Origin of the sequence: Sinomonas sp. B1-1, from assembly GCF_050474465.1 — a bacterium.
Lineage (GTDB): Bacteria > Actinomycetota > Actinomycetes > Actinomycetales > Micrococcaceae > Sinomonas > Sinomonas flava.
This window is the reverse complement of record NZ_JBCHVF010000002.1, coordinates 252,875-265,702: the sequence shown is the minus strand read 5'-3', so window position 1 is coordinate 265,702 and position 12,828 is coordinate 252,875. Positions and strand designations below refer to the sequence as shown.

The 12,828-nt window shown below is 72.6% G+C and carries 12 protein-coding genes; 4 read left to right on the top strand and 8 right to left on the bottom strand.

Features of this window, described 5'->3' with window-relative positions; genetic code table 11:
- Positions 1 to 69 precede the first annotated feature (69 nt).
- From ACQ5BE_RS05900 to nirB, 6 genes are all read right to left on the bottom strand, one after another.
- Complete coding sequence (locus ACQ5BE_RS05900; RefSeq protein WP_430296037.1) at positions 70 to 1,023, bottom strand: hypothetical protein; 954 nt, start codon at positions 1,021 to 1,023, stop codon at positions 70 to 72.
- Positions 1,024 to 1,237: 214 nt separating this feature from the next.
- Positions 1,238 to 1,465 carry a hypothetical protein gene (locus ACQ5BE_RS05895; protein WP_430296036.1) on the bottom strand — a complete coding sequence of 76 codons (228 nt, stop codon included), beginning with the start codon at positions 1,463 to 1,465 and terminating at the stop codon, positions 1,238 to 1,240.
- A gap of 22 nt (positions 1,466 to 1,487) precedes the next feature.
- Complete coding sequence (gene deoC, locus ACQ5BE_RS05890) at positions 1,488 to 2,183, bottom strand: deoxyribose-phosphate aldolase (RefSeq protein WP_208712073.1); 696 nt, start codon at positions 2,181 to 2,183, stop codon at positions 1,488 to 1,490.
- A gap of 79 nt (positions 2,184 to 2,262) precedes the next feature.
- Positions 2,263 to 3,420, bottom strand: a complete 1,158-nt coding sequence (locus ACQ5BE_RS05885; RefSeq protein WP_430296035.1) for a uroporphyrinogen-III synthase — start codon at positions 3,418 to 3,420, stop codon at positions 2,263 to 2,265.
- Positions 3,421 to 3,425: 5 nt separating this feature from the next.
- Complete coding sequence (gene cobA, locus ACQ5BE_RS05880; protein WP_430296288.1) at positions 3,426 to 4,529, bottom strand: uroporphyrinogen-III C-methyltransferase; 1,104 nt, start codon at positions 4,527 to 4,529, stop codon at positions 3,426 to 3,428.
- Between the two features lie 13 nt (positions 4,530 to 4,542).
- On the bottom strand, positions 4,543 to 7,236 hold the full coding sequence (nirB, locus tag ACQ5BE_RS05875; RefSeq protein ID WP_430296034.1) for a nitrite reductase large subunit NirB: 2,694 nt from the start codon (positions 7,234 to 7,236) through the stop codon (positions 4,543 to 4,545).
- Between the two features lie 217 nt (positions 7,237 to 7,453).
- Between nirB and nirD the strand changes: the two genes are divergently transcribed.
- The 3 genes from nirD to ACQ5BE_RS05860 are packed head-to-tail and all read left to right on the top strand — an operon-like array spanning position 7,454 to position 8,614.
- Positions 7,454 to 7,840, top strand: a complete 387-nt coding sequence (gene nirD, locus ACQ5BE_RS05870) for a nitrite reductase small subunit NirD (RefSeq protein WP_430296033.1) — start codon at positions 7,454 to 7,456, stop codon at positions 7,838 to 7,840.
- Positions 7,841 to 7,895: 55 nt separating this feature from the next.
- On the top strand, positions 7,896 to 8,105 hold the full coding sequence (locus ACQ5BE_RS05865) for a helix-turn-helix domain-containing protein (protein ID WP_430296032.1): 210 nt from the start codon (positions 7,896 to 7,898) through the stop codon (positions 8,103 to 8,105).
- Positions 8,106 to 8,140: 35 nt separating this feature from the next.
- Entirely contained in the window at positions 8,141 to 8,614 is a 474-nt protein-coding gene (locus tag ACQ5BE_RS05860; RefSeq protein WP_430296031.1) for a Clp protease N-terminal domain-containing protein, read from the top strand.
- A gap of 10 nt (positions 8,615 to 8,624) precedes the next feature.
- On the opposite strand, the gene ACQ5BE_RS05855 is transcribed toward ACQ5BE_RS05860, so the two are convergent.
- Both ACQ5BE_RS05855 and ACQ5BE_RS05850 read right to left on the bottom strand, forming a co-directional pair.
- Complete coding sequence (locus ACQ5BE_RS05855; protein ID WP_430296030.1) at positions 8,625 to 10,391, bottom strand: phospho-sugar mutase; 1,767 nt, start codon at positions 10,389 to 10,391, stop codon at positions 8,625 to 8,627.
- A 25-nt stretch (positions 10,392 to 10,416) separates the two neighbouring features.
- Positions 10,417 to 11,232, bottom strand: a complete 816-nt coding sequence (locus ACQ5BE_RS05850) for a purine-nucleoside phosphorylase (protein WP_208712081.1) — start codon at positions 11,230 to 11,232, stop codon at positions 10,417 to 10,419.
- A 123-nt stretch (positions 11,233 to 11,355) separates the two neighbouring features.
- On the opposite strand from ACQ5BE_RS05850, the gene ACQ5BE_RS05845 reads away from it, so the two are divergent.
- Complete coding sequence (locus ACQ5BE_RS05845; protein WP_430296029.1) at positions 11,356 to 12,780, top strand: NAD(P)H-quinone dehydrogenase; 1,425 nt, start codon at positions 11,356 to 11,358, stop codon at positions 12,778 to 12,780.
- Positions 12,781 to 12,828: the final 48 nt, after the last annotated feature.

Below are 12,828 nucleotides of genomic sequence, written 5' to 3'. Positions count from 1 at the left end.
GCGAAATCGTGGTGAGTTGCGTCTCGGGTACGCGAAATCCCAGGGTTCGCCACCGAGGGACCCAAGGGTTCAGCCCCTGTAGCCGTGGGCCCGGAGTGCCTCGCGGACCTTCGCGACGACGTGCGCTTCGCCCTTGGCCATGTCCTCCTTGGTGATCTTCACCTGGAGCCACCCTGCCGCGCGCGTGCGCCGGTCCCGGACCGTATCGAAAGCCTTCTGCTGGTCGGTCAGGTGGTGCTCGCCCTCGTACTCGACCGAGACGCGGAACTTCGGGTTCCCCAGATCGACCCAGAGGGTCGCGCCCCAGGGGTCCGTCACCGGGCAGTTGGGGATGAACAGCGGTAGCCCGGCCCGCTCGAGCATCTGGCGCAGGTAGGACTCCTGAGGCGAGTCGACACCGACGGCCAGGAGCTCGAGCGCGACGCGCGCCCGCCCGAGCCCGACCACGCGATGCCGGCTCTCCACGAACGAACGGAGACCGGCAAGAGGAACGACGGCGGTCCGGGGGTAGTAGGCGCGCTGGTGCTCCGACACGAGGTACTCGCCGGCGGCAATGACGTCGTCCATGGTCAGGCGCCGGACTGAGCAGAGGTCCAGCCACGTCCTGGACGGAGTCGTGATGCGGGTTCCCGCCAGCGCCATGACCTCGTCGTCCTTCAGCCGCAGACGGTGCCCTCGGATTTCGGCACGCCGGGGCTGGCCCAGGCGTTCGTGCTTCGGGTCGTCCGGCGTGGCCGCCCGCGAAAGGTCCAGGAGCGTCGCGTCCTGCGCCCATGCCGGGAGCGGGATCCTGTGCGCCATCGCGGCGCTGAGGTGACTGAGCGCCGTCGTGCGGTGGAGGGCGGTGTACGGCCTCGCCCGCTGGAGGAGGGTCTGCCGGGCCAGCTCTGGGGTGCGGATGCCGCGGCTTGGCATGAACAGGTCATCCCCGCTCAGCCTCCGCCTGTCGACGCCGAGGCGGAGCGCCTCGTCCGCCGTGAACGAGGCGAGGGCCAAGGACGGCGGCAGGGGCTCACGAGGCATGGGCTCATTGAGCCACAGACGCCGCCCCGGCCGCAGAGGTTATCCACAGGACGCGCTTTTCGGGTACGCGAACGACAGGGCAATTGATGGGGAGACGCCAAATGCCCGACCGGACATTGGGCCGGCCGGGCATTTCGTGTACCCGAGACGCTGGTGGGTGGGGGTTTGGTGTACCCGAGACGCCGTGGGTGGGGGTTTGGTGTACCCGAGAGGGTCAGCGGTGGTCTCCGCCGGCGTCCGAGCGGCCGAGGAACGTCATCGGGATGAAGTACGCGAGGGCGAAGAGCAGGATCAGCGCCGCCATGGGCCACACGCTCGTGAAGTCGAGGAACTGGACGAGGTACAGGCCGAGGAGGAACACCACCATGAGGACGGCGAAGATCACGATGCTCCCGCCGAGGTTGTTCTCGTTCTCGAGCGGGCGCTTCTTCGACTCGTTCATCTTCTCTCCCTCTTCGGTGCGACTAGTAGCCCCCGGCGGCAGGCTGGCCGGAGACGATGGCCACGCCGGAGCTGGCTCCGATCCTCGTGGCACCAGCAGCAATCATAGCCCGAGCATCGTCGGCGGTTCGCACACCGCCGGACGCCTTGACACCGAGGTCGGGACCCACCGTGGCGCGCATGAGCCTGACGTCCTCGACCGTCGCGCCGCCGCCGTTGAAGCCTGTGGACGTCTTCACGAAATCCGCCCCCGCCTCCACTGCCGCTTCGCACGCGAGCACCTTCTGCTCGTCCGTGAGCAGCGAGGTCTCGATGATCACCTTGAGGATCGACGAGCTTCCGTGCACGGCCTCCGCGACGGCCTGGATGTCCTCGACGAGGGCGCCGCGGTCATTGGCCCGGGCGGCGGCGATGTTGATCACCATGTCGACCTCGTCCGCGCCGTCCAGCGTCGCGCCGCGGGCCTCGAAGACCTTCACGTCGGTCGGCGTCGCCCCGAGCGGGAAGCCCGCCACGGCGCACGTGAGCACGCCTGAGCCTCTGAGGGCCTTCGTCGCCGTCTTGACCCAGACCGGATTCACGCACACCGACTTGAAGCCGAACTGCACGGCCTCGCTGCACAGCTTCAGGATGTCGGCCTCGCTCGCCTCCGGCTTCAGGAGGGTGTGGTCGATGTAGCCGGCGAGGTCCGCGGGGCTCAGCTCAGGCTCGGAAGACACGTCAGCGTCCTTTCCGTCGGGGTCGTACAGGGCGTACCGGTGCACCCCATACTGGCACACCGCGCCCCGCGCCGACCCCCTAGCCCACCACGCGCAGCCGGTACCCGCGCTTCACGACCGTCTGGATGAGCTCCCCGTCTGGCAGGGAGGCGCGCAGCCGGTTCACCGCCATGTCGAGCGCGTGGTTGGACGCGGTCGTCGAGACGAGCCGCGCGAGGGTCTCGCGGGGCACGACGGCGCCGCCGGCGTCGAAGAGCGCGCGGAACAGGAGCATCGCGGCCGGGGGGAGGATGAGCTCGTCCCCGGCGATCGCCATGGTCCGCCCGCGCAGCTCGACAGGACCGGCCGTGGTCTCGAGGCGCCGCACCTTCCGCCGGGACAGGTTGTCCGTGACGAGCTTGATGAGCGCGCCCATCCGGAACCGGTCCGGCACCCAGGGCCGCAGTCCCGCGGCCTCGAGCGGGGCCGCGGTCACGGGCCCGACGGCGGCGGTCGCCACCCGCTGCCGGAAGGCGGCCAGCAGCTGGGCGTGGACCCCGAGCTCGTGCGCGGTGCTGAACAGCGCGTCGACCGCCGGCGCGCTCGTGAAGGTGACAACGTCGAGCTCCCCGGCGCAGACCGCGGCGATGAGGGCCTCGAGCCGGTCGCCGCCCTCGGGCCGCACCCAGCGGTACGGGGTGACGGTGATGAGCTCCGCGCCGGCCTCTCGCAGCCGGTCGAGCTGGACGCGGTCCGTGTAGCCGTGCAGCTGCATGACGACCGTCTGCCCGTCGAGCCGGCCGCCCGCGTCGCGCAGGACCAGGTCGACGAGGGTCGCCGTGGTCTCGTCGTGGGAGATGCCGACGTCGGCAAGCCCGGCCGCGCGCACGGCCCCCCGGGCCTTGGGCCCCCGCACGTAGAGCCGGGCGGCGCTGAGCGTCTCCTGGAGCTCGTCGCCGAGCCCTGCGGCGTCGGCGACCTCGAGCCAGCGCCGCATCCCGTACGCGGTCGTGACGATGCACAGGTCGGGCCGGGCGGCGATCGTGCGGTGGGTGTCCTCGATGACGCCGAGGTCCTGGTCCACGGGTGCGATCGTCAGCACGGGGGCGTGGAGCACCTCCGCGCCGCGCCGCTCGAGCGCCTGGATCAGGTCCTCGGCGCGGCGGTGCGAGGTCACGCCCACGCGGAAGCCCTTGAGCGCCGTCGTGAGCTCGGTCCCGACCTCGGGTTCAGACGCCACTGCCACTGCTCCGTCCATGTGCCTCACCTGCGCGTGCCTGACGACGATTCCATCATGAACGCGCCCGCGAGCCCCTCGAGGTCCTCGCGTGTGACGCCGCCCGCGAGCCCGGTCGCCGCCGCGGCCCGCACGACCTCGCCGATGACGATCACGGCCGGGTTGCCGCACGCCGCCGTGTCCGGCTCGGCGGTGCCGAGCTCGGTCACCGTGGTGCGCTGGCCGGCCTGGTGCCCGCGCTCGACGACGGCGAGCGGCGTGGCGGGGGAGAGCCCCGCCCGGCGCAGCCCGGCGGCGAGGTGCGGGAGGTTCGCGACGCCCATGAGCACGACGACGGTGCCCCCTTCCGCGGCGAGCCCGGCGAGGTGGAGGTGCTCGGCGTCGGTGAGGGGAGCGTGGCCGGAGATGACGGTGAACGAGTGGCTCACGTTGCGGTGCGTGACCGGGATCCCGGCCGCGGCGGGCACCGCGATCGAGCTCGAGATGCCGGACACCACCCGCACGGGGACGTCGTCCTCGGCGCAGGCCGCAGCCTCCTCGGCGCCGCGGCCGAACACGAACGGGTCCCCGCCCTTGAGCCGGACCACGTTCGCCGGCCGCCCGTCGACGCCGTAGAGCGCGTAGTCGACGAGCAGCCGGTTGATCTTGTCCTGGGGGACCTTGTGGTGGCCCGGGAGCTTGCCGACGTCGACGAGGCGCGCCGTCGTGAGGCCCTCGAGCTCGCGCCAGGGGGCGAGCCTGTCGAACAGGACAACGTCGGCGTCCCGCAGGGCCTCGACGGCGTCCACCGTGAGCAGTCCCCGCGAACCCGGGCCCCCGCCCACGAGCGTGACGTGGCCGCGCGCGCCTGCCGCCGGCTCGCTGACCTGCGGCACCCCGAGCGCGCGGTAGTGGTCCAGCACGGGCGACCAGTCGCCGTCGTGCGTCCCGCCGTGGCCGTCGGCCCCGCCCACGACGGCGACCAGGGCCGGCCGCGCGGGAAGGGCCACCGCGGCCCTGTAGGCCTCGGGCGAGTCGAAGAACGCGATCTTCGCCCCGGCCTTCCGGTAGCGCGCGAGGGCCTGGCGGGAGGCGTCGGCTCCGCCGAGGACGACGACGGGCAAGCCCCGCAGGGACAGGGAGAGGTTCAGGTTCAGCTGCATGTCAGCCCTCCTCGGAGGCGGCGCCGGCGACGGCCGAGGCGCGGAGCGGGATCGTCGCGCCGAGGGAGACCTTCTCCTGCACCGTGGCCGGCCGGATCTGGTCGCGCTCGGCGACGTGGACGATGGACTCGTCGGCGGCATCGGGGGCGTTGACGAAGGAGCGGAACCGGCGCAGGCGCTCGGGGTCCTTCAGGGTCGCGGCCCACTCGTCCTCGTAGTGCTCGACGTGGGTGGCCATGGCGGCCTCGAGCTCCGCCGCGATGCCGAGGGAGTCCTCGACGACCACCTGGCGCACGTGCTCGAGCCCGCCGTCGAGCTCCTCCTGCCAGCGCGCGGTCCTCTGGAGGCGGTCGGCGGTGCGGATGTAGTACATGAAGTAGCGGTCGATGTACTTGATGAGCGTCTCGTCGTCGAGGTCCTTGGCGAGCAGCTCGGCGTGCGCGGGGGTGGCGCCGCCGTTGCCGCCCACGTAGAGGTTCCATCCGTCGGCCGTGGCGATGACGCCGACGTCCTTGCCCCGGGCCTCGGCGCACTCGCGGGCGCAGCCGGAGACGCCGAGCTTGAGCTTGTGCGGGCTGCGCAGGCCCCGGTAGCGCAGCTCGAGCTGGATGGCCATGCCCACCGAGTCCTGCTGGCCGTACCGGCACCAGGTCGAGCCGACGCAGCTCTTCACCGTGCGCAGGCTCTTGCCGTAGGCCTGCCCGGACTCCATGCCCGCGGCGATGAGCTCGGCCCAGATGTCGGGAAGCTGCTCGAGGCGCGCGCCGAACATGTCGATGCGCTGGCCGCCCGTGATCTTCGTGTACAGGTTGTACTTCTGGGCCACGGCGGCGATGACGCCCAGCTTCTCCGGCGTGATCTCGCCGCCCGGGATGCGCGGGACCACCGAGTAGGTGCCGTCCTTCTGCATATTCGCCAGCGCGCGGTCGTTGGTGTCCTGGAGCGTGCCGCGGCCGGCGTCGAGCACGTAGGCCGAGTGCTGGGAGGCGAGGATGGACGCGATGGTGGGCTTGCAGATGTCGCAGCCGGCGCCCGTCCCGAACCGCGACATGATGTCCTCGAACGAGGTCAGCTGGGCCACGCGGATGTGGTCGAACAGCTCTTGGCGGGACAGCGAGATGTGCTCGCACAGCGCCTTCGAGACGGTGACGCCGGACTTGGTGAGCTCGGCCTCGAGGAGCTTCTTGATCATCGGCACGCAGGAGCCGCACTGCGTGCCGGCGCGGGTGCAGGCCTTGAGGCCGGCGACGTCCTGGACCGGGTCCTTCCCCTCGCAGGTCCCGCAGCCGTTCACGGCATCGCGCAGCGTCCCCGCGGCGACGTTGTTGCACGAGCACAGGACGGCGTCGTCGGGAAGCTCGGTCTCCGGCGCATCGCCGCCGCCGGCGGCGCTCAGGAAGGCGCCCGGCTCGGCGGGGAGCTCGCGGCCTAGGAGCGGGCGCAGGCTGAGGTAGGGGGAGGCGTCCCCGACGAAGATGCCGCCGAGGAGCGTGCGCGCGTCGTCGGTCGTGACGATCTTCTGGTAGACGCCGCGGGCCGGGTCCGCGTAGACGATCTCGAGCGCGCCCGGTGCGGCCGCGAACGCGTCGCCGAAGCTCGCCACGTCCACCCCGGAGAGCTTGAGCTTCGTCGCGGTGTCGAAGCCGGGGAAGGTCGCCCCGCCGCCGTGCAGGCGGTCCGCGACGATCTCGGCCATCGTGTTGGCCGGGGCCACGAGGCCCAGGCACATCCCGCCGAAGCTCGCGACCTCGCCGATCGCCCACACGTTCGGCGCGCCGGTCGCGCAGGTCTCGTCGATCACGACGCCGCCGCGCGGGCCGAGCTCGAACGGCGCCGAGCCCTCTCCCGAGGCGCCGGCCTCCTCGACCGCGGCGCGGACCAGCTCGTCGCGGGGACGCACCCCGATGGCGACGACGACGAGGTCCGCGGGGACCACGCGATCGTCGGCCATGAGCACGCCGGTGACCAGCCCGCCGTCGTCCGTCACGACCTGCGAGGGGAACACCCCGCCGTGGACGGTGAAGCCCTTGGCGGCGATCAGCCGGGTGAGCGCCTGGCCGGCGCCCTCGTCGAGCTGCCTGTTCATGGGCCACGGAGAGCCGTCGATGATGACGGCATCGGCGCCGAGGGACTTGGCGCCCGCCGCCGCCTCGATGCCGAGGAGGCCGCCGCCGATCACCGCGACCCGCGCAGGGCGGCCGAGGGCCTCGGCGAGCCGGCCGATCTCGGCGCGGAGGAACCAGACGTCCTCGAGCGTGCGGTACACGTACGACCTGTCGGCGCCGGGGATCGGGAGCCGGGCGGCGTTCGAGCCGGTGGCGAGCACGAGCTCGTCGTAGGGGTGAGCCTCCTCCTCGTCGCCGGTCCGGGTGAGGACCGTCTTGGCGGCGGTGTCGACGCGGACGGCGCGCGCGCCGGTGCGCAGGGTGATGCCGGGCGTCTCCCACAGCGCGGCGTCGCCGAGGGTGAGGTCGACGTCGGCGGGGTCGCCGGTGAGCGCCTTGGACAGGGCCACGCGGTCGTAGGGGAGGTGCGCCTCCTCGGTCAGCACGGTGACGTCGAAGCGGCCGAGGCCGCGGGAGGCCATCGCCTCCACGAACCGGTGGGCGGCGGGGCCACCGCCCACGACGACGACGCGGCGCTTCGCGGGGATGGAACCGGAGGTGGGGGTCTCGATCGGGCTGGTGCTGCTCACGGTCGGTGCCTTCCGTAGAGAGGGGGCCGGGCGGTCCGGCGGGATCAGGGGAGCTGACATCAGCCTAGGAACTGGCGATTTCACCTCAGTTGCCCCTGTGTAACGGCCGATTAACTTCACTGTCACGGGCATGTTTCGCCGGCGGTGAGCCCGGTTTTACGCGGCCGTGACACGGCTTCAACCCGGGTGAAACGCCCCCGTCCGTAGCGTTGAGGGCATGACGATCACAGCACCTGCCCCCCTTGATCTCCACCACGCCGACTTCGGAGCGGAGCCCGCCGGCGCTGCCTGGCACAGCGTGTGCAGCCTGCACGACCTCGAGCCCAACTGGGGCGAGGCGGCGCTCGTGGCCGGCCGCCAGGTGGCGCTCTTCCGCCTCTCCACGGACCAGGTCTTCGCCGTCGAGCAGCGCGATCCCGCAACCGAGGCCCACGTCATGGCCCGCGGCATCGTCGGCTCCCGCGGTGAACGCCACACCATCGCCTCGCCGCTGCACAAGCAGGTCTACGACCTCGCGACCGGCGAGCGGCTCGACGCCCCCGGCGCCCCGATCGCCGCGTTCCCGGCGCGCGTGGTGGACGGGATCGTCCAGATCGCGGCCTGAGGCGAGTGTCAGTCTGTATTGACAAGTCTACCCGAGTCAACCTAGACTGACACGTGTGGACGACCAGCAGTTCTCACTCTCCCTCGACTCCGACGATCCCGCCGTGGGCCTGCGGGCGGTCGGCGCGCTGCACCGGCTCGCCGAGGTGACCGAGGCCCGGTATGTCGCACTCGCCCGCGAGCGCGGCTGGACCTGGGAGCAGATCGGGGATGCCCTCGGGGTGTCCCGGCAGTCCGTCCACGTCAAGCACGGCAAGGCCCGCTGACGCGCGCCGAGCCCTGAGACGAAGGGACGGATGGGATGTTCGAACGATTCGCCGCTGCTGCGCGCAGCACCGTCACCGAGGGGATCCTCGAGGCCGAACGCCGCGGAGACCGCCGCATCGGCACCCAGCACCTGCTCCTGGGACTCCTGCACGACCCCGAGAGCGCGTCCGCCCTCGGGACCAGCCTCGCCTCGGCCCGTGCCGCGGACGAGGACCTGGACCGCATGGCACTCGCGGCGGTCGGGGTCGACCCCGGGAAGGCTCCCCTGGCGGGACCCGCAGGGAAGGCCGGCCGGCTGCCCTTCACCTCGGCGGCGAAGGACGTGCTCGCCCGTTCGGCACGGCAGGCGGCCGCCGAGAAGTCCCGCACGATCACCGGGCGACACCTGGCGCTGGCCCTGCTCGAGGGCGCCGAACCGGACCCCGCCGCGACGCTCCTCTCCCGCCTCGGGGTGGACGCCCGGGCCGTGCGAGACCGCCTGGGCCAACAGGGACAGCAGGAAGGCTAGGGCGCGGGCCTCAGAGCCCCAGGGCCTCCCGCAGGTCCTCGAGGGCAGCGTCCATCGCCTCGCGGGCGGCGCGCCTCGCCTCGATGAGCTCGGCCGAGCTGTCCACCGGCCGGATGACCTCGAGGTAGCACTTGAGCTTCGGCTCGGTGCCGCTGGGCCTGACGATCACGCGGGTCGAGTCCCGTGTGGTCCACGAGATCCCCTCCGTGGGCGGGAGGGCCTCGGAACCGAGCGAGAGGTCCACCGCGGACTCCACCGGGGACTCGGCGAAGGCCGTCGGAGGGTTGTCCCTCAGCCGCGTCATCATCGCGTCGAGGAGCCCGAGGTCCGCCACGCGCACGCTCAGCTGGTCCGTGAGGTGCACGCCGTGGAGCACGTGCAGGGCGTCGAGCCGGTCGAAGAGCGTCTCGCCTTGGGCCTTCGCGTCCGCGGCGAGCTCGGCGACGAGGAGCGCGGCGGAGAGCCCGTCCTTGTCCTTGACCAGCTCCGGCGCGACGCAGTAGCCGAGGGCCTCCTCGTACCCGTACACGAGCCCCGGGACGCGGGAGATCCACTTGAAGCCCGTGAGGGTCTCGGCGTGGGCCACCCCGGCGGCCTTGGCGATCCTGCCGAGCAGACGTGAGGAGACGATCGAGTTCGCGAACACCCCGGTGGGCTCGGGTGAGTGCTCGTCGTCGAGGCCGAGCCGGCGCACCACGTGCGCCCCGATGAGGGCGCCGACCTCATCCCCGCGCAGCATCCGCCACTCGCCCGTCTCCGGGTCGGGGAGGGCGACGGCGCAGCGGTCGGCGTCCGGGTCGTTCGCGATGACGATGTCGGCCCCCGCCTCGCGCGCGGTCTCGAGCGCGAGGTCCAGGGCGCCCGGCTCCTCCGGGTTCGGGAACGCGACCGTCGGGAATGCCGGATCGGGCTCCGCCTGCGAGCCCACGAGCGAGACGTCGTCGAACCCGGCGGCCTTCAGCACGCCCAGGAGCGTCTCGCCGCCCACCCCGTGCAGCGGGGTCAGGACCGCCTTGAGGCGGCGGGACGGGAAGAGGTCCGGCCGCGCGAGGCGCACGACGGCGTCGCGGTAGTCCGCGGCGACGCTCGCCGGGAGCGTGGCCCATCCGTCCTCAGCGAGAGGGATCTCGCCAACAGGCCCGACGGCGGCGATGAGCTCGGCGATCTCGGCGTCGATGGGGGCGACGATCTGGGCGCCGCGGCCGGCCTCGTCGACGGCCCGCCCACCGAGGTACACCTTGTACCCGTTGTCCTGGGGCGGATTGTGGCTCGCGGTGACCATGACGGCGCCGTCGCAGTCCAGCGCCCGGAGCGCGTACGCGAGGACGGGCGTCGGGAGCGGGGACGGGAGGAGGCTCGTCTCGATCCCGGCCGCGGTGAACACGGCAGCCGTGTCGCGGGCGAACACGTCGGAGTTGGTGCGCGCGTCGTAGCCGACCACGGCGCGCGGCACCGCCCCGGACCCCGGTGAGCCGGCGCCGTCGTGCGCTGCGACCCGGCGGCGCAGGAACTCGGCGAAGCCGGCCGCGGCGCGGCGGACCGTCACGCGGTTCATGCGGTTCGGCCCGGGGCCGAGGGCGGCGCGCAGGCCCGCGGTGCCGAACTGGAGGGTCCCGCAGAAGGCGTCAGAGAGCTCCTGCAGGGCGGCGGGCTGGCCCTCGGCGGCCTGGGCCACCGTGAGGCGGAGCTGGGCTGCGGTGTCGGGGTCGGGGTCTGCGGCGGCCCAGGCCTCGGCGCGCGGCCGGAGCTCATCGAGTGTGGCGGGGGAGATGCTCATCGGGTGGTGTCCTTCTCGAAGACTCTCAGATCGCTGCGATCACGTCGGCCAGCAGGCGGGAGATGCGCGGCCCCGCGGCCCGGCCCGCCGCGAGGACCTCCTCGTGGCTCAGCGGCTCGGGGCTGATGCCGGCAGCGAGGTTCGTCACGAGCGAGATGCCGAAGACCTCCAGGCCGGCGTGCCGGGCGGCGATCGCCTCGAGCGCCGTGGACATGCCGATGAGGTCGCCGCCGATCCGCTTCGCGTACTGCACCTCGGCGGGCGTCTCGTAGTGCGGGCCGGGGAACTGGACGTACACCCCCTCGGTGAGGCTCGGATCCACCGACTTCGCGACCGCTCGGAGGCGGGCGGAGTAGAGGTCGGTCAGGTCCACGAAGGTCGGGCCCTCGAGCGGGGACGTGGCGGTGAGGTTGATGTGGTCGCTGATGAGCACCGGAGTGCCGGGCGCCCACGCCGGGTTGAGGCCGCCGCACCCGTTCGTGAGGACCACGACCCGGCAGCCCGCCGCCGCCGCGGTCCGGACGCCGTGGACCACAGCGCGCACGCCCCGGCCCTCGTAGTAATGGGTCCTGGCCCCCAGGACGAGCGCCCGCTTGCCGTCCGCGGCGCGCACCGAGCGGATCGTGCCCACGTGGCCCTCGACCGCAGGCGCCGAGAAGCCCGGCACTTCGTGGGCGGGGAGCGTGGCCGTGGTCTCGCCGATGAGGTCCGCGGCGCCGCCCCAGCCCGAGCCGAGGACCAGGGCGATGTCGTGCTGGGCGACGCCCGTGGCGCTGGCGATGTGGTCGGCGGCGGCCTGCGCGAGCGCGAAGGGCTCGGCGGACTGAGCGGTTGTCGTCACAGATAGAACCTACCAACCTGCATCCCCTGTGGCACGCGCCGCAGTGTGCCGTACAGCACACCACGCCGCTGAGTGGCGCCCGCGATGGCACGGGTGCACGCAGGGAAGGCAGAATGGTACTCCGTGACGATGAACCCTGATTTCGCGGCCCCCCATATCGCAATCCTGGGCGGCGGCCCCGGCGGCTACGAAGCCGCCTCGGTCGCGGCGTCGCTCGGCGCCCAGGTCACGATCGTGGAGCGCGCCGGGCTCGGCGGCTCGGCTGTGCTGACCGACGTGGTCCCCTCCAAGACCCTCATCGCGACCTCCGACCTCATGACCCGCGTCGAGGAGGCGGCCGCCGCCCTCGGCCTGCGCTTCGACACGGACAACGGCGCGCCCCTCACCCGCTCGGCGCTCCGCGCGGACCTGAAGGTGGTCAACAACCGGCTCCTCGGCCTGGCCCGCCAGCAGTCGGCCGACATCCGGGCCGGGCTCGAGGGCCAGGGCGTGCGGGTCGTCCTGGGCTCGGGCAGGCTCGTGGACCCCCACACCATCGAGGCCCTGACCGCCGAGGGCACCGAGCGCATCGTGGCCGACGCCGTCATCGTCGCCGTCGGCGCCCACCCCCGCGAGCTCCCGACCGCGCGGCCCGACGGCGAGCGGATCCTCAACTGGGCGCAGATCTACAGCCTGGACGAGCTTCCCGAGGAGCTCATCGTCGTGGGGTCCGGCGTGACGGGCGCCGAGTTCGCCTCCGCCTACAACGGCCTCGGCTCGAAGGTTACGCTCATCTCCTCGCGCGACCGCGTGCTCCCCGGCTCCGACACGGATGCCGCCGAGCTGCTCGAGAAGGTCTTCGAGCGCCGCGGCGTGCGGGTCCTGTCCCGCTCGCGCGCCGAGTCGGTCGAGCGCACGGGCGACGGCGTCGCCGTGACCCTCGGCGACGGCACGAAGGTGACCGGCTCGCACTGCCTCCTGTGCGTCGGCTCGATCCCCAACACGGACGGCATCGGCCTGAAGGAGGCCGGCGTGGCGCTCAGCGAGAGCGGGCACATCAAGGTCGACGGCGTCTCCCGCACCTCGGTGCCCAGCGTCTACGCGGCGGGCGACTGCACGGGCGTGCTCGCGCTCGCCTCGGTCGCGGCCATGCAGGGCCGGATCGCCGTGGCCCACATCCTCGGCGACCAGGTCACTCCGCTCAACCTCGACCACGTGGCCTCGAACATCTTCACCTCGCCGGAGATCGCCTCGGTGGGCGCCACCGAGGCGGACGTGGCCGCTGGGAGGATCGCGGGCGACGTCGTGACCCTGCGCCTCAAGAGCAACGCGCGCGCCAAGATGCGCAACACGACCGACGGGTTCGTCAAGATCATCTCCCGCAAGGGCTCCGGGACGGTGATCGGCGCCGTCGTGATGGGCTCCAACGCCTCCGAGCTGATCTTCGGCCTGGCCATGGCGGTGGAGCAGAAGCTGCACGTCGACGACGTTGCCAACACCTACGCCGTCTACCCGTCGCTGTCCGGTTCGCTCGCGGAGGCCGCGCGGCGCCTGCACGTGCACATGTAGGGGCCGCCGGGATCGAGGACCATCAGCCTCGGGCGCTGGCAGGCCCTT